Source organism: Streptomyces dryopteridis (genome assembly GCF_049606955.1).
GTDB lineage: Bacteria > Actinomycetota > Actinomycetes > Streptomycetales > Streptomycetaceae > Streptomyces.
Genome location: NZ_CP187113.1, coordinates 2688384 through 2707681, shown reverse-complemented (window position 1 = coordinate 2707681; position 19298 = coordinate 2688384). Strand labels below are relative to the sequence as shown.

Here is a 19298-nt window from a genome sequence, read left to right as displayed (position 1 = left end):
TGGACCACCCCACATGCACGTGTTCAGCGCCCACGACGAGGACATGACCTTCGAGGCGGCGTACAACGTCAGCGGCCGCCGCATCTTCCCCTGGCCCGAGGCCGTGGCCGAGCCCGGCTGGGGCGGCGCCTGGGTCGACGTCGCACCCGGCGAGACCTCCACCCCGCACCAGCACGACGAGAACGAGATGTTCTTCATCGTCGAGGGCACCGGTCTCATGCGGATCGGCACCGAGACCCGCCGCGTCCACGCCGGCGAGACCGTGTTCATCACCCCCTTCAACGACCACGACCTCACCAACGACGGCGACACCCGCCTGCGCTTCGTCACCATCTGGTGGGGCGGCGCCGACGCCATCGCCCGCGAACGCGCCCGCTGGGCCGCCGAATTCGGCATCCAGGACCCGGCCGCCCCCGAGACCTCCCCGGCGGGTGCCGCGTGAGCCCGATCGTCCACGCGCACGCCGACGCGGTCGTCGTCGGCGGTGGGGTGATCGGCGCCGCCATCGCCCACCAGCTCGCCCTCGCCGGCCTCGGCCGGATCGTCCTGTGCGACCAGGGCCGCGTCAACGCCCAGGGCGCCACCTCGCGCTCCGGCGGCCTGCTCCGCCTGCACCACACCGCCGTCGCCGACACCCGCCTCGCCGCCCGCAGCCTGCCGGTCTTCGAGCAGTGGACCGACGTCATCGGCGGGGACTGCGGCTACCGGCGCACCGGCTTCGTCATGGTGGTCGGCGAGAACCACGCCGACGACCTGCGCTACAACGCCGCCGCCGCCTCCGAGGCGGCCGGCTACCGACGGGTCGAGGTCATCGAGCCGAAGGAACTCAAGGAGATCTACCCCGGTCTCAGGATCGACGACATCGCCCTGGCCGCGTACGAACCCGAGGGCGGCTACGCCGACCCGATGGCCGCCTCCGCCTCCCTCCTCACCGCCGCCTACCGGCTGGGCGTCTCGCCCTCCGAGGGCATCCGCGCGGTGAAGGTGCTGGAGCACGCGGGCACCGTCACCGGCGTCCTCACCTCCATCGGGCGGATCAGCGCCCCCCTGGTGGTCCTCGCGGGCGGCGCCTGGGGTTCGGCCCCGGCCGAGTACCTCGGCATCCACATCCCCGTCACCGCCCGCCGGATCGGCCTCGCGCAGGCCGAACTCCCCGGCGCCGGCCGACGCGGACACGCCTCCTCCGTCCCCACCTGCATCGACGACATCACCGGCAGCTACTTCCGCCCCGACGGCCTGGACCGCTTCTACTTCGGCGTGCCCAGCAAGCCCGACACCGAACTGGGCCGCGACGTGGAGCCGCTGACCGAGGCCGAGCTGGAGTCCGCCATCGAGGCGATCTCCCACCGCGTCCCGCAGGCCGCCGTGGCCCCGCTGGCCGGCACCCGCTCCGGACTCGACGGCTACACCCCCGACAAGCGTCCCGTGGTCGGCGCCGCCGGCCCCGACGGCCTCTACCTCGCCCTCGGCTTCAGCGGCGGCGGCTTCAAGCTGGCGCCGGCCGTCGCCGAGCTGGCCGCGAAGGAGATCGTCGAAGGTGGCGCCGTACCCGGCAAGGCGGTCCAGGAACTGCTGGAGCCCTACCGTCCCCAGCGGTTCCTCGCCGGCCGCCCGATCCGCCCGGAGGCCCCCTATGACCACATGTGAGCCCCAGGACGGCGCCGCCGACAGCGAGCGCGCGAACGAGCGCGCGCACGATGTTTCACGTGAAACGGGCGCCGGCGCGAGCGATGTTTCCCGTGAAACATCCGCCCGCGTAGGCACCGACACCGGCTGGCAGCGGGTCCGGTCCCTGCTCCGCGAGGACATCGAGACCGTGCTGGCCAAGGACCCGGCCGCGACCTCCCGGGTCGAGGTGCTGCTCTACCCGCACATCCACGCCCTGTGGACGCACCGGGTCGCGCACCGCCTCTGGCTCCGGGGCCGCAAGGTGGCCGCCCGCGCCCTGTCGATGATCGCCCGGACCCTCTCGGGCATCGAGATCCACCCGGGCGCCACCATCGGCCGCCGCTTCTTCATCGACCACGGCTCGGCCGTCGTCATCGGCGAGACCGTGCGGATCGGCGACGACGTGATGCTCTACCACCAGGTGACCCTGGGCTCGGTGGGCTGGTGGAAGGACCTCCGCCGCCCCTCCGGTTCCCGCCGGCACCCGGTGATCGGCGACCGCGTCGTGATCGGCACCGGGGCCAGCGTCCTCGGACCGGTCACGGTCGGCGACGAGTCCCGGATCGGCGCCCACGCCATCGTCCTGGACGACCTGCCGGCCCGCAGCCGGGTGGTGGCCGCCGCCTCCGCCGCCCTTCCCCCGCTGGACACCGTCACCACCGCCCCGGCCGCCGAGCCGGAGCCGGCGCCCGCGCCGCCCGTCACCGACCGGGCCAACGCCGCCGCCCATTGAGCCCGCGCGCCGGACCGGGCTCCCCGCCCGCCCGGTCCGCGCCCGGCGCCCCCAGACCTTTCGCCCCGCCTGCCCCGAAGGACACCGTCATGACCTCGTACGTCGTCACCAGCGCCCCGCCGAACCCGAACGGCGACCTGCACCTCGGCCACCTCTCCGGTCCCTTCCTCGGCGCCGACGTGCTCTCCCGCCACCTGCGCCAGCGGGGTCACGACGTGCGCTACGTCGGCTACTCGGACGAGCACTCCTGCTACGTGCCCCGCCGGGCCCGCGAGATCGGCTCCACCGCGTACCCGACGGCCAAGCTGTTCGGCGACCGGATGGAGGAGACCCTCTCGCTGGGCGCCATGCACCACGACTGGTTCACCCGTCCGCTGACCGACCAGCGGCACACCGAGTTCGTGCAGAGGTTCTTCCTGGACCTGTGGGAGAGCGGCGCCCTGGAGGTACAGGAGCTGCCCGTGTACCGGTGCGTCCCCTGCGACCGTCACCTGTACGAGGCCGAGGTGCGCGGCGAGTGCCACTACTGCGCCGCCCCCTCCGACGGCATCTACTGCGAGGCGTGCGGCCTGCCGCAGACCTCGGGCTCGCTGGCCGCCCCGAAGTGCACCCAGTGCTGGGAGACCCCGGAGACCACGACCCTGCGCCGGATCGTGTTCCGGTTGGAGGAGCACCGCGAGGCGCTGACGGCGTACTACGCGAAGGCGCAGGAGGCGGCCGAGTGGCGGCCCCGGCTCGTGTCGTACCTGGACGGGCTGTTCGCGAACCCGCTGCCCGACACCCCGATCAGCCGCGAGGCGGACTACGGGATCCCGGTCCCGCTGGAGGGCTGGGAGGGGCACATCCTCGACACCTGGTTCAGCGGCATCTGGGGCTACGTGGCGGCCACCGCGCGGCTCACCGAGTCCTACGGGGACGCGGACGGCTGGCGTCGGCTGTGGACCGACCCGGAGACCCGCGTCGTGAACTTCATCGGCTTCGACTGCTCGTTCTCGCACGCGGTGCTGTGGCCCGCGCTGCTGCTCGCCCAGGGGGAGCTGACCCTGCCCTCCCAGGTGGTCATCAACGAGTTCTACCGACTGGAGGGGGACAAGTTCTCCACCAGCCGCGGCCACGCCATCTGGGGCGGGGACTTCCTGCGCCGGGTCAACGCCGACGCCCTCCGCTTCCACCTGTGCCTGACCGGCCCGGAGCGGGAGCAGAACAACTTCTCGATGAAGGAGTTCGCGGACACGGTCAGCACGGTGCTCGCGGGCGGCCTGGAGACCTGGACCGACGCCGTGCTCGACCTGCTCGGCCAGGACTTCGACTCGGTGCTGCCGGCCCGGGACCCGCAGGCCCCGGTGGGCGCGGCCACCGAGGCCCTGCGCGAGCTGCGCGCGGCCCTGCCCGGCCGGATCGGGGCGGCGCTGGGCGCGGAGGCGTTCTCCCCGCAGAAGGCGGCCGCCGAGTTGGCCACCGTGGTCGACCGGGCGGTGCAGGACCTGCGGACCCTGCCGCAGGTGCGCGAGACCGGGGACCGGACGGAGTTCGCGGCGCGCCTGGCCGCGCACGCCGAGCTGCTGGCGACCGTCGCGGTCACCGCGGCCCCGTTGATGCCGGGCTGGTCGGCCTTCCTGGCCGGGCACCTGGGCCTGGACGTGGACCTCGCGACCCGGATGCCGGTGTGGGACGGCGAGACCCCGGCCTCGCTGCCGGCGGGCGCGGTGCTGCCGCGCGAGGTCCCGCTCTACTTCCACGAACTGTCGTGACCGGGGCCTCCCCGGTGGGCGCCCGGCCCCGGGCGCCGGGGCGGGCGCGCGGCCCGGGCGCCGTGCTCGGGGCGGTGCTCGGGGCGGGCACCCTGCTGGTGCCGATGGCCCTGGCCCCGATGCCCGCGCCGTGGGCGGGTCCGCTGCTGACGGTGGCGCTGGCCGGGTGGTGCGTGCTGGTCGCGCGGGCCGGCGGGACCCTGGAGCGGGGGCCGACGGAGTTCGTGCGGGCCCGGCTGGGGGAGCGGGCGGCGCGGCTGGCGGTGGGCCTGTACTACGGGGGCTTCGCCCTCGGGCAGGCGGCGGTGGCCCTCACCGTGGGCGCCCTCGCGGTCCGGGCCGCCGCCGGGCTGGGCTTCGCCGATCCGGTGGACCCGGAGGGGGCGGCCCTGTCGCCGGCGCTGGTGGTGCTGGTGGCGGCGACGGCCTGGGCGGCCCGGCCGGGTCGGGGGCTGACGCCCCGGCTCCGGCGGGTGCGGCTGGTGGCCGTGGTGGTGGTGGCCGTGCTCTGGTGGCTGCTGGGCCGGCCGATGGCCGGTCCGGGTTCGGCCGGCTGGTCGGGCCCGGCGCTGATGGTGCCGCTGCTGTTCGCGTGGGTGGGTCTGGAGGCGGCGGTGCCGGCCTGGTCCCGCGCGGACGGGCCGGACGAGCCCCCCGAACCTCCCGCCGCACCCCCCGTCGGGCGGTTCGCCGGACGGGCCGGGCCGATCACGGCCACCGTCCTGGGCACCCTGCTGGCGGGCGCGGTGTTCACCGTGCTGCTGGGGCCGGTGCCGTTCCGGTGGACGGTGCCGGGGCCGGTGCTCGCCCTGCCGGCGGGCGTGGGCGCGGTGGCCTGCGCCGTGTACTGCTGGACCAATCTGCGGGCCACCGGGGCCCGGTGGACCGAACTGACCGGCCGGCCCGCCCGGGGCGGGGTGCTGCTGGCCGGGACCCTGGCGGGCGGGGCCCTGGTGCTCGGGCACCTGGCGCACTGGGGGACCCCGGTGCTGTTGCTCGGTCCGGGGGCGGCCACCGCCGCTCTGCTCCTGTTGATCGGCGTCGCGGCCGCGCGGCGCCCCGTTCCACCCCCTTCGTCCCCTTCCGCATCCGGATCCGCATCCTTCGAGGAGAACCCCTCTCATGACCACGACCCCGACCGCCCCGACCGCCGTCTCCAAGGTGCTGCGGGTGCCGCCGGCTGACCCGGCCACGGCCGCCGCGCACTTCCACCGCCGGTTCACCTTCGAGGCGGACGTCTCGGACGTGCACGCCGACCTCGCCTCGGGGGCCGCGGGCTTCGTGCTCGTGGACACCCGGAGCGCGGAGGCGTGGGCCCAGGGCCATGTGCCGGGGGCGGTGCACCTGCCGACGGACGAGATCCCGGCCCGGGCCGCCGAGGCGATCCCGGCGGGCAGCGTCGTGGTCGCGTACTGCTGGGGGCCGGGCTGCAACGGCGCGACCCGGGCCGGGCACGCCTTCGCGAGCGCCGGCTACCAGGTCAAGGAGATGCTGGGCGGCTTCGAGTACTGGTCCCGCGAGGGCTTCGAGGTCGAGGACGCGCACGGGGTGCGCAAGGGCGCGGTGGACCCGCTGACCGCGCCGGTCTCGGGCATCGCCTGCGCCTGCTGAGCCGGGCCGGTCGTGAGCCGGGTGTCCGTCGGTCACGCGACGGGCACCCGGCCGCGCGGTCGGGGCGGTGTCGGGAGCGGTGCCGGGCGTGGGGAGGGTCAGAGCAGGCCGTGTTCGACGGCGCGCTGGCCGAGCTGGAAGCGGCTCTGCGCGTCCAGCTTCTCCATCAGCTCCGAGATGAGCCGGCGTTCGCTGCGCAGGGAGATCCCGAGCCGGCGGGCGGCGGCCTCGTCGGTGTAGCCCTGGGCGAGCAGGCGGAGCAGTTCGCGGGGCTGCGAGCCCGGGTCGTCGAGGCTGCGGCGCGGGGCCTCGCCGAAGGGGGTGCCGGCCTCCCAGATGCTCTCGAAGAGGGCGCAGAAGGCGGCGACCGCGCCGGGTTCGCGGAGCAGGACGGCGCCGGCGGCGCTGTCGGCGGGGTCGATGGGCACCATGGCGGCCTCGCGGTCGCGGATGTACATGCGCATGGGCAGGGCGGGCACGGTGCGGACCTGTCCGCCGCGTTCGGTGAGCCAGCGGGCGTGGTCGAGGGTGGGGCCGTCGTTGCGGATGGAGTCCAGGTAGACGGCCCGGATCCGGACCCCGCGGGCGAGGAGTTCCTCGCTGAGGGGGGCGCTGGCCTTGAAGTTGGCGGCGGGCTGGGCCCCGCCGGGCACGAGCGCGAGGGATTCGGAGCGGGTGCCGGCGCTGAGCTCGCCGAGTTTGACGCGGACGGCGTCGAGTCCCTCGAAGCGTTCGGCCTCGTGGGTGGGGACGGCGGGGTGCAGTTCGGCGTACTGGTTGAGCAGGGCGCTGGCGGCGGCCTGGCTCTCGGCCAGGGCGCGGTGCCGCTGGGCTATCTCGGCCTGCTGGTGGGCCAGGAGGGAGTCGAGGGCGGCCTTGGGGTTGACCACGCGCAGGGCGCCGTCGACCCGCCAGCTGGGGGCGAGGAGGGAGAGGCGGGTGAGTTCCTCCAGCTCGCGTTCGAGGTCCTCGCCGGCCCAGCCGAGTTCGGCCGAGGCCTTGGCACGATCGAGCCCCGGTTCCTTGAGGATCAATCGATAGAGCGTGTCCGACATCTCGGTCAGCCCGAACGAGACGAGCATGGCAACCCCCCCAGGTTGTGGCGCGGAGAGTCGGCGGTCGGTGTCCGGCGGCGGTGGCGGACGACCGGTCGGCTGGGGTCGGGCAGCCGCGCTGCTCTCCGGGCGTGGATTGTGCGTTTCGTGCGATGCGTTCAAGCCAACCGGGCTGAATCGGCATTAACCCGGGTGAGCGCCCGAGCATCGTACTCCGGAATATGTTGTTCCGGCCTTGCACACTCCGCTCACAGGGGCTTTCTGGCGATTCCGCTTATGGGGCGGCTCGGGCATTTCCGGAATGGCCGGGCGGGGGGCGCCGAATGGGTTGGTCGAGATTCGGTCAAGCAGGCTTAAAGGAATGCCGGCACCGAGGTGCCGGCACGGACGTGTCAGGACGCTTTGTGCCGGCCTGGAGGTAGGGACAACGCCCAGGTCGGATCGGCACGATGGAGATGTGCCGGAGAGCAACGGGGCCGGCACGAGAAGACCTCACAGTCGCCGTCACCACGCTCCTGACCAGGGCGTTGTCTCCTCGGAGGAAAATCCGTCATGTTCCGCACCCGCGCCGCCCAGACCGTCTCCGTCCTCGCCCTCGCCGCCCTCGCCGTCCTCGGTGTGAACCTCGGCGCCGACGAGCGGTCCGAGTCCGTCAACGCCGGCGCCACGGTCACCACCCCGGTCACCCCGGCCGCGACCCCGGTCACCCCGGCCGCGATGCAGGAGCCGACCTGGGGCTGACCCGCCCCGGCCGGGCGCGCGGGGAACGCGACCGGCCGCCACGGGTGTGTTTCACGTGAAACACACCCGCGCTGTTCCACGTGAAACATTCGCCCCTCAGGCCGAGGTGCCCGTGCCGTCCGCTTCGGTGGCGTCGCGGATCGCCCGCCACACCACGTCCCGCGTGACCGGCAGTTCCGTGAATCGCACTCCGGTCGCGTCCCGCAAGGCGTTCGCGAAGGCCGGCGCCACCGGGTTGAACGGGCTCTCGCTCATCGACTTCGCGCCCAGCGGCCCGATCGCGTCCCGCGTCTCCGTGAAATGCACCTCCGTGCGCGGCACGTCCGCGTACTGCGGGAGCCGGTAGCGCCGGAAGGCCGCCGTCTGCACCTCACCCCGCTCGTCGAGCCGCACCGTCTCGAAGAGGGTGGCCCCCAGGGCCTGCGCCACCCCACCCTCGACCTGCCCCCGGCACTGCGAGGGGTTCATCACCTTGCCCGCGTCGGCCGCGTGCACGCTGCGCAGGATCCGCATCTCCCCGGTGTTCGGGTCCACCGCGATCCGGAACCACTGCGCGTTGAACGCCACCGACCTCGGCGTCCCACCCCAGTGCCCGTCCGCCGTCAACGGGCTGCCCGCCGCCCGGGCGGCCTCGTACAGCTCCTTCAGCGTGACCGTCCGCCCCGCGCACTCCACCGACTCGGCCCCCAGCACGCACAGGTGCCGCGCGGTGCGCGTGTACGCGGCGGCGAAGTCGCGGATCTTCCCGGCCAGGGCCGTGGACGCGCCCAGTACCGCCTTGCCCGCGACCACCGTGCCCGCCGACCCGAAGGCCCCGGTGTCGTGCCGGACCACATCGGTGTCGGACTGCCGGATCACGATCCGGTCCACCGTGGTGTTCAGCTCCCCCGAGCTGATCTGCTGGTGCACGGTGGTGGTGCCGTTGCCGAACTCCGCCGTGCCCACCGAGACCTCGTAGCGGCCGTCACCGGTGAGCCGCACCGTCGCGTCCGCGTAGTGCCCGCCGGGCGGCCCGGTCGCGATCATCGACATGGCCGACCCGGTCCCGGTCCACCAGCCCGCCGGCACCAGCTCGTGGCTGCGGTCCTCGGCGATGGCCCGCCGCACCACCTCCAGGCACTGGTCCAGCCCGTAGCTGGCGATGTGCAGGTCCTCCTCCTCGCCGATCGGCCCGATCATGTGCTCGCCGGGCCCGATGATGTTCCGCTCCCGGAAGACCAGCGGGTCCATCCCGAGCCGGCGGGCCAACTCGTCCATCACGGATTCGACCGCGAAGGTCACCTGTCCCAGCCCGTACCCCCGGAAGGCCCCGGCGGGCACGGAGTTGGTGTAGACGGAGTACGCCTCCACCTTCTTGTGCGGCGCGCGGTAGACCGCCATGGACTCGCCCACGCTGTGGAACATCACCGCCGGCCCGTGGTTGCCGTAGGCCCCGGTGTTCGACACCACCCGCAGGCTGAGCGCGGTGAGCGTGCCGTCCGCCCGCGCCCCCGCCTTGACCGCGATCGTGAACGGGTGCCGGGTGGTGGCCCCGTAGAACTGCTCGCCCCGCGTGTACTCCAGCTTCACCGGCCGGCGCAGCCGCAGCGCCGCCAGCACCACGATGTCCTCGGTCAGCATCTCCTGCTTCCCGCCGAACCCGCCGCCCACCCGGCCCGCCAGCACCCGCACCTCGTCGGCGGGCAGGTCGTACAGCGCGCACAGGGCCCGCCGGGTCAGGAACGGGGTCTGGGTGGAGGAGCGCACGGTGATCCGCTCCCCGGTGCCGTCCTCCTTCGGCTCGAACCAGGCCACGCAGCCGTGGGTCTCCAGGCTCGCGTGCTGCACCCGCTGGGTGCGGAAGGTCTGCTCGTGCACCACCGAGGACTCGGCGAACCCGTCGGCCACCGACCCGAGTTCCCCGTGCGCTTCCCCGACCACGTTGGCCCCGGCCCGCGCGATCCGCGACTCGGGTCCCTTGTCCCCGTGCAGGGCCGGCGCCCCCGGCCGCATGGCCTCCTCCGGGTCGAGCACGTACGGCAGCTCCTCGTAGGTGACGGCGATCCGCCGGCAGCCCTCCTCGGCCGCGCCCTCGCTGTCCGCGACCACCGCCGCCACCCGCTGCCCCACGTACCGGACCACGTCGTCCAGCACCCGGGTGTCGTCCGGGTCCTCCGTCGGGTGTTCGTGCCGCGCGCTGGAGTAGAGCCGCTCCGGCGCGTCGTGGTGGGTGAACACCGCCCGCACCCCGGGCACGGCCAGGGCCTCGCGGGTGTCGATGGCGGTGATCCGCGCGTGCGGGTGCGGGGAGCGCAGCAGTTTCATGTGCAACAGCCCCGGCACCTCCACGTCGAAGGTGTAGCGGGCCGTGCCGGTCACCACCTGCGGGCCCGCCGGCGCGCCCGGACTGCGTCCCACGGCCTCCCCGGCCTCGGGCGCCTCGGTGTTGCGGACCCCGCGCACGGCGTCCTCGATGGCCCGGTACCCGGTGCAGCGGCAGATGTTGCCCTTGAGGGCGCGCGGCAGGTCGTCGAGCTTGCCGTCGTCGTCGGGGGTGCCGCGCTCGGCCTCCAGCGCGGCCGTGGTCATCAGGAACCCGGCCGTGCAGAAACCGCACTGGAAGCCCTGCGCGTCCAGGAACCGGCGCTGCACCGGGTGCAGTTCGCCGTCCGGCTCGGCCAGCCCCTCGACCGTGGTCACCTTCCGCCCGTCGGCCCGGACCGCCGGGTACAGGCAGGAATGCACCGGCCGGCCGTCCACGTGCACCGTGCACGCCCCGCAGTCCCCGGCGTCGCACCCCTTCTTCACCCCGAACCAGCCCCGGTCGCGCAGATAGGTGCGCAGGCACTGGCCGGGCCGCGGGGGCACCGCGGACCGCCGCCGGTTGACCTCCACGGAGAAGCCCTCGTCCGCCGGCTCCTCGCTCCGCGGCCCGACCGGCCGCGCCTGGGTGTGCTCGATGGTCATCGGTGCTGCTCCGTCCGGGTGCGGGGATCGATCTGCGTGTGAGTGAGCTCGCGACGGACCTCCTCGGCCAGCCGCAGGGCCATGTGCCGGCGCCATTCGGGAAGCCCGTGGATGTCGTCGAACCACTCCGCCTCGGCGACCCGGGAGTCGATCGCCGAGCGCAGCTCACCGGCGGTCGGCGGCAGCGGGAACCAGAACCGGAAGGGCCGGGTGGTGGCCGCCGTCACCGTCACCGCGAGGGAGCCGTCGACCGGGTCCAGGGCGCCGATGACCAGCGCGCCCGAGCGGCCGAGCCCGTACAGGGATGCCTGTCGGAACGCGGTGCGCATCCCCAGGGCCCGCGCCGGCACCGTCACCGACCGCAGCAGTTCGCCCGGCCGCAGGTCCTTGAGCCCGGCGCCGATCACCAAGGAGTCCACCGGCAGCGTCCGCGTGCCGCCGTCCTGCCCGCGCAGCAGGCAGACCCCCTCCAGGGCGGCGGTGAGCGAGATCATCGGGCCGGCGGGCAGCCCGTTGCAGAGGTTGCCGCCCACCGTGGCCATGTTCCAGATCTTGAACGAGGCGAGGAAGGCCCGGCAGCACTGCTCGATCAAGGGGGCGGCCGTGGCCGGCAGCCGCCGGCCGAACCGGGACAGCTCGGTGATCGTGCACGTGGCGGCGATCTCCAGGTCCCCGCCCGGGCTCCACGTGAGCGGCTCCCACCCCATCCGGGACAGGTCGACCAGCCGCCGGATGTGCGGCTGGGGCTCGGAGAACAGGTACGTGCCGCCCCCGAGCCAGGCGTCCCCGGGACGCCAGGGCTCGCGACGACGGGCGTCGCGCACGTCCACGACGGTGTTCAGGTCCACGGGTTCCAGCCTCCTCCGAACAGCGGTTTCCCGTCAGTGAAGCAACGCGCGCGGGGCCCGGACGACTGGTTCCGGCCACGGAAAACCACCGATGCGGCGGGATTCCCCCTGGTTGATCATCCAAGACCCATATGCGCTCATCGGCCTTGCATTTACCATGTTCAATCGCGGAATCACCTTGCGAATCCGCGCCTGAACGTGGGCTGCCACCCACCCCTAGGAGCCCTGCCATGCACGTCCGCGACCTACTGCACACCGACAGCCTCGGTCTCACCCTGCTCTGGGGCGAGGAGTCCCTTCTCGGCCAAGAGGTCAGCGGAGTCACCGCCACCGACCTCGACGACCCGGGCCGCTTCCTCGGCCCCGGCGAGATCGTCCTCAGCGGACTCGTCTGGTGGACCCCCGGCGAGGACCCCACCGCCACCGCCAAGACCGAACGCTTCGTCACCGCCCTCGCCGAAGCCGGCGCCACCGCCCTCCTCGCCGGGGAGGAGACCCACGGCAGGGTCCCCGACGAGATCCTCGCGGCCTGCCGCGCCCACCGCGTCCCCCTCCTCGCGGTCCCGGCCCGCACCAGCTTCCGCGCCGTCACCGAGGCCGTCTACCTGCGCCAGTGGGGAGACCTCAGCCGCCGCCCCACCCGCCTGTTCGCCCTCCCCGAGAACGTCCGCAACGAACTCAGCGGACTCCTCGAAGCCGGCGCCGAACCCGCCGAACTCCTCGACCGCGCCTGCGCCCACCTCGGCCGCGTCCCCGCCTACCTGCTCACCGCCGCCGGCCGCACCGTCGCCCGCACCCCGGGCGCCCCGCCGCTCTCCCCGGAACGGGTCCGCGGCCCCGGCGGCCCCGGCGCCTGGCTCCGCGTCGCCGCCGACTCCTCCCCGTACGACGCCTGGCACCTGCACCTGCCCGACCCCGACGCCGCGCCCCCGCGCGTCCTGCACGAGGTGGCCGAGGTCCTCGCCCAACACCGCGACGGCACCACCCGCGCCCGCGCTCGCGCCCGCGCCCGTGCCCAGGACCTCGTCAACCTGATCGCCGGCGCCGGCGCTGTGGACCCCGGCACCCTGGAAGAGGCCCTCACCGCCGCCGGCCTGCCCACCCGCGGCCCCTACCGGGTGTTGACCGCCACCTCCGGCGACGCCCTCGCCGAGGCCCTCGCCGCCCACGACCTCCCGCACGCGGTCGGCACCTCCGTCGCCGTCGTCCACGCCCCCGGCGAGGACCTCGGCCAGGCCCTGCGCGAAGCCCGCCCCCGCCTGCTGGCCTGCGCCCCCGACACCGACCTCCGGATCGGCCTCGGCGCCCCCGCCGCCGGCCCCGAGGCCCTGCGCTCCTCCCTCAACCAGGCCCGCTTCGCCCTCACCGCCTCCGACACCGCCCACCCGGTCCGCGCGGTCGACGAACTCGACTCCCTCGGCGCCCTCCTCACGGGCATCCCCCCGGAGGTCCGCCAGGTCTTCGGCACCAGCGCCCTGGGCCCCCTCGGCGACGGCATGCTCCGCGAGACCCTGGAGGTCTTCCTGGCCCACAACTGCTCCTGGACCCGCACGGCCGAAGCCCTCCACCTGCACGTCAACACGGTCCACTACCGCATGGAACGCGTCGAATCCCTCACCGGCCGAGACCTCTCCCGCCTCGACCACAAACTCGACCTCTACGCGGCCCTCCACTGCTGACGGCCGCGGCCGGTCCGGGAACGACGAAGGCCCGGACCGCTTTCGCGATCCGGGCCTTCTGCCGGCGGAGGATACGAGATTCGAACTCGTGAGGGGTTGCCCCCAACACGCTTTCCAAGCGTGCGCCCTAGGCCACTAGGCGAATCCTCCGCCACGAACAATACAAGACGTTCGGGGGTGCTCGCGAACCTGATCCGGTCCGGGACCCGATCTTGGTTTCGGGGAGTGTCCCCGGGTGGGGTGGAGGTCGATTCCGGCGGGCGGGATCGGGTAGGGTGGGCTCAGCCCCTCACGTGGCGCTATCTCACCCAACTCCCCCAGGGCCGGAAGGCAGCAAGGGTAAGTGGGCTCTGGCGGGTGCGTGAGGGGCGCTTCGCGTTCACGGCGGGTGTTGTCGGCGCTCCCCGATAACCTCGTAGGTGTGTCGTCCCTCGCGCTCTACCGCCGCTACCGCCCCGAATCCTTCGCCGAGGTCATCGGGCAGGAGCATGTCACCGCTCCCCTGATGCAGGCCCTGCGGAACAACCGCGTCAATCACGCGTACCTGTTCAGCGGGCCACGCGGCTGTGGCAAGACGACCAGCGCGCGCATCCTCGCCCGGTGCCTGAACTGCGAGCAGGGGCCCACGCCCACCCCGTGCGGCGAGTGCCAGTCCTGTCGCGACCTCGCGCGCAACGGCCCCGGCTCCATCGACGTGATCGAGATCGACGCCGCCTCGCACGGTGGTGTCGACGACGCCCGTGACCTGCGCGAGAAGGCGTTCTTCGGGCCCGCGAGCAGCCGCTACAAGATCTACATCATCGACGAGGCCCACATGGTGACCTCGGCGGGCTTCAACGCGCTGCTGAAGGTGGTCGAGGAGCCGCCGGAGCACCTGAAGTTCATCTTCGCCACCACCGAGCCGGAGAAGGTGATCGGCACCATCCGGTCCCGGACCCACCACTACCCGTTCCGCCTGGTGCCGCCCGGCACCCTGCGCGACTACCTCGGCGAGGTCTGCGGGCGCGAGGGGATCCCGGTGGAGGACGGGGTGCTGCCGCTGGTGGTCCGCGCCGGCGCGGGCTCCGTGCGCGACTCCATGTCCGTGATGGACCAGCTGCTCGCCGGCGCCGCCGCCGACGGTGTGACGTACGCCATGGCCACCTCCCTGCTCGGCTACACCGACGGCTCCCTCCTCGACTCCGTCGTGGACGCCTTCGCGGCCCGGGACGGCGCCGCCGCGTTCGAGGTCGTCGACCGCGTCGTGGAGGGCGGCAACGACCCGCGCCGGTTCGTCGCCGACCTGCTGGAACGGCTGCGGGACCTGGTGATCCTCGCGGCGGTCCCGGACGCGGGGGAGAAGGGGCTGATCGACGCCCCGGTCGAGGTGGTCGAGCGGATGGCCGCGCAGGCCGAGGTCTTCGGCGCGGCCGAACTCAGTCGCGCCGCCGACCTCGTCAACACCGGACTGACCGAGATGCGCGGGGCCACCTCCCCCCGGCTCCAGCTCGAACTCATCTGCGCCCGCGTGCTGCTGCCCGCCGCCTTCGACGACGAGCGGTCCTTCCAGGCCCGCCTGGACCGGCTGGAGCGCTCCGGCCCGCCCGCCGGCGCCTTCGCCGCGCCCGGCGCGGCCCCGGCCATGGGCTACGTGCCCGGGCCCGAGGCGCACGGCATGGGGCCCGCGGGCGGGGAACCGCCGGTGCCCGGTGGGGGTCCCGCGGCGGCACGGGCCGCCGTGCGCGGTCCCGGTGCCGGTGGTCCCGCCGCCGGCGGCGCGGGCACGGGGTACGGGGCGCAGGCGCCCGCGGCCCCGCCGGCCGCCGAGCCCGCCCCGCAGCCGGTCGCACCCGCCCCGGCACCCACCCCGGCGCCCGCGGCCGGTCCGACCTCCGCCGCGCCCGGCGCGTGGCCCGGGGCCGCCCAGCCCGGCGCCCCCGCTCCCGCCGCCGCCCCCGCACCGGAACCCGCCGCGCCCGCGCCCGGTGCCTGGCCCGGGGCCACCCGGCCCGGAGCCGGCGCCCCCGCCGCCCAGCAGCCGCCCGCCGCCGCGCCCGGGGCGTGGCCCGGGGCCGCGCAGCCCGGGGCCGGCGCCCCCGCCCGGGGTGCCTGGCCGAGCGCCGCGCAGCCCGGCACCGGCGCCCCCGCCCCCGCCCCGGCCGCAGCCCCGCAGCCCCCCGCCCCCACCCAGGCCCCGGCCGCCCCCGCCCCGCAGCCCGCCGCCCCGGCGGCCGCCGCCGGCTCGGGTCCCGGGCTCGGACAGGTGCAGGCGATGTGGCCCTCGATCCTGGAGGCCGTCAAGGGCCGGCGCCGGTTCACCTGGATCCTGCTCAGCCAGAACGCCCAGGTCGGCGGTTTCGACGGCGGCACCCTCCAGCTCGCGTTCCCCAACGCCGGCGCCCGCGACAACTTCTCCTCCAGCGGCAGCGAGGACGTGCTGAAGGCGGTGCTCGCCGAGCAGTTCCACGTCACCTGGAAGATCGACGCGGTGGTCGGCGCGGCCGCCCCGCAGGCCCCCGGCGGCGGGGCCCCCGGCGGCTGGGGCGGCGGCGCGCCCGCCCCCGCGTACGGCGGCGGCCCGTCCTCGGGCGGCCACGGCGGCGCGCCCGCGCCCGCCCCGGCCCCCGCCTGGTCCCCGCCCCCCGCCCCGCCCACCGCGGGTTCGGCCGCCGCGCCGAGCGCCCCCGCGGCCCCCGCCGGCCCGCCGCCGCCCGCGCCGGTGGCCCCGGAGGACGACGTGCCGGAGGACGACGACCCCGATCTCGTCGAGTCCGCCCTCAGCGGTCACGACCTGATCGTGCGCGAGCTCGGGGCCACGGTTGTGGAGGAATACACGAACGAGTAGGGGTCCCGGATTGGGTGCCCGCACGAAGATCGGCTCGCGGGCCGGGCTAGGCTGACCGGCGTGAAGGTCCTCGTCATCGGCGGCGGCGCCCGCGAACACGCCCTGTGCCGCTCCTTGTCCCTCGACCCCGACGTCACCGAGCTCCACTGCGCCCCCGGCAACGCCGGGACCGCCGAGGTGGCCGTGTCGCATCCGGTCGACGCCCTCGACGGGGCGGCCGTGGCCCGGCTGGCCGTCGAACTCGGCGCCGCGCTGGTCGTCGTCGGCCCGGAGGCCCCGCTGGTCGCGGGGGTCGCCGACGCCGTGCGCGCCGCCGGCGTCCCGGCCTTCGGCCCCTCCGCCGAGGCCGCCGTCCTGGAAGGTTCCAAGGCCTTCGCGAAGGACGTGATGGCCGCCGCGGACGTGCCCACCGCCCGCAGCCACGTGTGCGTCACGGAGGCGGAGGTCGACGCGGCCCTCGACGCCTTCGGCCCGCCGTACGTGGTCAAGGACGACGGGCTGGCCGCCGGCAAGGGGGTCGTGGTCACGGAGGACCTCGCCGCGGCCCGCGCCCACGCCCTGGCCTGCGAGCGGGTGGTGATCGAGGAGTTCCTGGACGGTCCCGAGGTCTCCCTGTTCGCGCTCACCGACGGCACCACCGTCGTCCCGCTCCAGCCCGCGCAGGACTTCAAGCGCGCCCTGGACGACGACCGGGGCCCGAACACGGGTGGCATGGGCGCCTACTCCCCGCTGCCGTGGGCCGACCCCGGCCTGGTGGACGAGGTGCTGGAGTCGGTGCTGCGGCCGACCGTGGACGAGCTGCGCCGGCGCGGCACCCCCTTCTCCGGGCTGCTGTACGCGGGTCTCGCGCTCACCTCGCGCGGGGTGCGGGTGATCGAGTTCAACGCGCGCTTCGGCGACCCCGAGACCCAGGTGGTGCTGGCCCGGCTGCGCACCCCCCTGGCCCGGCTGCTGCTGGCGAGCGCGACCGGCACCCTGGCCGACGAGCCGCCGCTCCAGTGGCGCGACGAGGCCGCCGTGACCGTGGTCGTGGCCGCCCGCGACTACCCCGACACCCCGAAGGTCGGCGACCCGATCGAGGGCCTGGCCGAGGTGGCCGAACAGGACGCTCCGCACGCCTGGGTGCTGCACGCCGGCACCCGCCGCGAGGGTGAGGCCGTCCTCAGCGCGGGCGGCCGGGTCCTCTCGGTGACCGCGACCGGCGAGGACTTGGCGCAGGCCCGCGCGAGGGCCTACAAGGCCGTGGACCGGATCTCGCTGGCCGGTTCCCAGCACCGTACGGACATCGCCGCGAAGGCCGCCGAAGGCCGCTGATCACGCGCCCCACGAGGCCCACGAGGCCCCTCCCACCCCACCCGACCCGGGCGCGCGAAACGCGTCCGGGTCCGCGCGTGCGATGCCATTCGCTCGCCTTCGAACGCCAGGGCTTTGCCCAAAGCCATTCGTTTGGGTGATCGTCGCCCGGACCGCCTGACTCCGGGCCCGTCCCCAACTAGGGTGCGGCGCAAGCGTTCCGGCACTTGGCCCACCGGCATTGCGATGTCCCAGGCGAGTGTCACAGTGGGGGAGTGAGCCAAGCCGCCGCAGGGCGAAGGGGGTGACGTCCGGTCGTGTCCGGAACCGAATCGATCAGGGAAGTGGACGCGCTGTCCGCGCGTTCCCGGGCCCTCGCCGTGCTGCGAGTGCGCTCGTGGGCCACGGCCGCCGTCCTCGTGCCCGCCGCCCTCGCGGTGGTGCTGCACACCGCACGGGCCACCGACCGACTGCGCGGCGGCCCCTGGCCCGTCCTCACCCTCGTGGTGACGGTCCTCGCCGCGCTGTCGCTGCTCGCCGCCGGGGTCTTCGCCCTGGTGGTGGCCCGGGCCCGGCCCGTGAGCACGCCCACGGTGGACCTCACCGAGGCCGACGCCCCCGACCTGCACCGGCTGGTCCGCGACCTCGCCGACCGGCTCGACGTGCCGGCCCCGGGAGCCCTCGCCCTGACCCCCGACTGCGACAGCTGGCTGGAGGAGCGCCCCCGGCCGCCGCGGCCCGCCCGCGCCGCCACCGCCGGCGCCCGTCCGATACCCGACGCCGGGGGCCTCGTGGGCACCCCGGGCAGCCCCGACGGGCCGCCGGTCGGCCCGCCCGCGCCGACCCTCGTGATCGGCTCCCCCTTCCTGTGGTGGATGCGCGTCGGCGAACTGCGCGCCGTGCTCGGCCCGGTCGTGGCCGGCACCGCGGCCGCCGCCCGCCCCGAGATCGCCGCCGCCCGCCGCTTCGTGCGCGGTCTCGACGCCGCCGCCGACCTCGGCACCCGCCCCGGCCTCGGCCTCCTCCTCGGCCTGCCCGCCCGGCTGCTGCTGCGCCGGATCGGCCCGGCCGCCGCGGAACTCGAACGGGCCGTGGCGCTGAGCGCCGCCGAACGGGCCCGCGCCGTGGACTACGGCCCCCGGATCGTGGCCCAGGAACAGGTCGGCCTCGCCTACGCGGGCTGGGACCGACTGCTGACCCGCGTCGCCGCCCCCGCCTGGGAACGCGGCCGCTGGCCCGCCGGCCTCAACGCCGGCGTGGTCTCCGCCCTCACCGAACTCTCCCGCCGCGACCGCCTCGCCGAGGGCTTCGGCACCCGCCTCACCGAACGCCCCGCCTGCGACCTGCTGGAGGAGCCCGGCCGGATCGACCGCGAGATCTCCCTGCTCGCCGCCCACCTCTTCCACGGCGGCCCCGCCGAACCCGGCCCCGACTGGGCCCCGGTGGACTGGGACGCCTACGCCGAGGAGATCGTCGACCGGGGCTGGCGCACCGAGGCCGCCCGACTGCACCACGCGCTCACCGCCCTCGACGCCCGCGACACCCCCGACCCCACCCCGGCCGAACCCGCGCCCGCCCCCCGACCCGCACCGGCCGCCGCCGGCCCGCAGTCCGCCGGGGCCACCGTCACCACCACCGCGCCCGCCCCCACCCCGGCCGCCGGACCCCTCGGCCCGCCCGCCCCCACCGTGGAACGGCTGCTGCGCCGGCTCACCGGCACCGAACCCGCCACCCGGGCCCGCGTCGACGCCCTCGCGGGCCGGATCGGCGGGGACCTCGCCCGGGCCGAGAACGCCGCCGCCGTGCGCCGCGAGACCGGCCCCGACCGGGGCGCGGGCTTCGTGCCCCCGCTGCCCCTGCGCCCCGCGCGCACCGGCCGCGACCTGCTCGCCGACCACGTCACCGCGCTGGTCTGCTGCGCCGCCGTGGACGCCGCCGAGGCCACTCCGGGCCTCGACTGGCTCGACGGGCCGGTGCTGTACCTGTTGGACGAGGGCCGGCGCACCCGCGCCGAACTCTCCCCCCGGGTCCTGGCCCTGGTCGAGGACGGGGACCCGGGACCGCTGCGGGCCTGGCTGGCCGACCGGGGCATCCGCCCCGGGAAACCGGTCCGACTCGTCTGATCCGCCGCCCGGGCCGGGGCGGCGCG

At 75.3% G+C, this 19298-nt stretch carries 14 protein-coding genes, 1 tRNA gene and 1 other RNA gene; 12 read left to right on the top strand and 4 right to left on the bottom strand.

Going from position 1 to position 19298, the window contains the following annotated elements:
- Positions 1 to 13 precede the first annotated feature (13 nt).
- The 6 genes from ACN20G_RS11430 (at position 14) to ACN20G_RS11405 (ending at position 5763) form a co-directional block, all read left to right on the top strand.
- A complete protein-coding gene (locus ACN20G_RS11430) occupies positions 14 to 442 on the top strand; it encodes a cupin domain-containing protein (protein WP_424212635.1) in 429 nt (142 codons plus the stop codon).
- Complete coding sequence (locus tag ACN20G_RS11425) at positions 439 to 1647, top strand: NAD(P)/FAD-dependent oxidoreductase (protein ID WP_424212634.1); 1209 nt, start codon at positions 439 to 441, stop codon at positions 1645 to 1647. The genes ACN20G_RS11430 and ACN20G_RS11425 overlap by 4 nt, the downstream gene beginning before the upstream one ends.
- Positions 1634 to 2401 carry a serine O-acetyltransferase EpsC gene (gene epsC / locus ACN20G_RS11420; protein WP_424212633.1) on the top strand — a complete coding sequence of 256 codons (768 nt, stop codon included), beginning with the start codon at positions 1634 to 1636 and terminating at the stop codon, positions 2399 to 2401. The genes ACN20G_RS11425 and epsC overlap by 14 nt, the downstream gene beginning before the upstream one ends.
- Positions 2402 to 2490: 89 nt before the next feature.
- Positions 2491 to 4152, top strand: a complete 1662-nt coding sequence (locus ACN20G_RS11415; protein ID WP_424212632.1) for a methionine--tRNA ligase — start codon at positions 2491 to 2493, stop codon at positions 4150 to 4152.
- Entirely contained in the window at positions 4149 to 5336 is a 1188-nt protein-coding gene (locus ACN20G_RS11410; protein WP_424212631.1) for a hypothetical protein, read from the top strand. Before ACN20G_RS11415 ends, ACN20G_RS11410 begins: the two co-directional genes overlap by 4 nt.
- A complete protein-coding gene (locus ACN20G_RS11405) occupies positions 5275 to 5763 on the top strand; it encodes a rhodanese-like domain-containing protein (protein WP_424212630.1) in 489 nt (162 codons plus the stop codon). The genes ACN20G_RS11410 and ACN20G_RS11405 overlap by 62 nt, the downstream gene beginning before the upstream one ends.
- A 98-nt stretch (positions 5764 to 5861) precedes the next feature.
- Here ACN20G_RS11405 and ACN20G_RS11400 read toward each other — a convergent pair whose 3' ends face one another.
- Complete coding sequence (locus tag ACN20G_RS11400; protein WP_424212629.1) at positions 5862 to 6845, bottom strand: helix-turn-helix transcriptional regulator; 984 nt, start codon at positions 6843 to 6845, stop codon at positions 5862 to 5864.
- A gap of 525 nt (positions 6846 to 7370) precedes the next feature.
- On the opposite strand from ACN20G_RS11400, the gene ACN20G_RS11395 reads away from it, so the two are divergent.
- Entirely contained in the window at positions 7371 to 7559 is a 189-nt protein-coding gene (locus ACN20G_RS11395) for a hypothetical protein (protein ID WP_424212628.1), read from the top strand.
- Positions 7560 to 7655: 96 nt separating this feature from the next.
- Here ACN20G_RS11395 and ACN20G_RS11390 read toward each other — a convergent pair whose 3' ends face one another.
- The gene (locus tag ACN20G_RS11390; RefSeq protein WP_424212627.1) at positions 7656 to 10505 is read right to left on the bottom strand and encodes a molybdopterin-dependent oxidoreductase; all 2850 of its coding nucleotides are present in this window, start codon (positions 10503 to 10505) and stop codon (positions 7656 to 7658) included.
- A complete protein-coding gene (locus ACN20G_RS11385; protein ID WP_424212626.1) occupies positions 10502 to 11353 on the bottom strand; it encodes an FAD binding domain-containing protein in 852 nt (283 codons plus the stop codon). Before ACN20G_RS11385 ends, ACN20G_RS11390 begins: the two co-directional genes overlap by 4 nt.
- A 230-nt stretch (positions 11354 to 11583) precedes the next feature.
- Between ACN20G_RS11385 and ACN20G_RS11380 the strand changes: the two genes are divergently transcribed.
- Positions 11584 to 13032 carry a PucR family transcriptional regulator gene (locus tag ACN20G_RS11380; protein WP_424212625.1) on the top strand — a complete coding sequence of 483 codons (1449 nt, stop codon included), beginning with the start codon at positions 11584 to 11586 and terminating at the stop codon, positions 13030 to 13032.
- 65 nt (positions 13033 to 13097) lie between these two features.
- Here the strand turns inward: ACN20G_RS11380 and ACN20G_RS11375 are convergent.
- A tRNA-Ser gene (locus tag ACN20G_RS11375) sits at positions 13098 to 13182 on the bottom strand.
- Positions 13183 to 13312: 130 nt separating this feature from the next.
- Between ACN20G_RS11375 and ffs the strand changes: the two genes are divergently transcribed.
- From ffs to ACN20G_RS11355, 4 genes are all read left to right on the top strand, one after another.
- Positions 13313 to 13411, top strand: an RNA gene (ffs, locus tag ACN20G_RS11370) — signal recognition particle sRNA small type.
- Positions 13412 to 13453: 42 nt separating this feature from the next.
- Complete coding sequence (locus ACN20G_RS11365; protein WP_424212624.1) at positions 13454 to 15856, top strand: DNA polymerase III subunit gamma and tau; 2403 nt, start codon at positions 13454 to 13456, stop codon at positions 15854 to 15856.
- A gap of 60 nt (positions 15857 to 15916) precedes the next feature.
- On the top strand, positions 15917 to 17170 hold the full coding sequence (gene purD, locus ACN20G_RS11360; protein WP_424212623.1) for a phosphoribosylamine--glycine ligase: 1254 nt from the start codon (positions 15917 to 15919) through the stop codon (positions 17168 to 17170).
- A gap of 296 nt (positions 17171 to 17466) precedes the next feature.
- Positions 17467 to 19272, top strand: coding sequence for a hypothetical protein (locus ACN20G_RS11355; protein WP_424212622.1), 1806 nt, complete (start codon positions 17467 to 17469; stop codon positions 19270 to 19272).
- Positions 19273 to 19298: the final 26 nt, after the last annotated feature.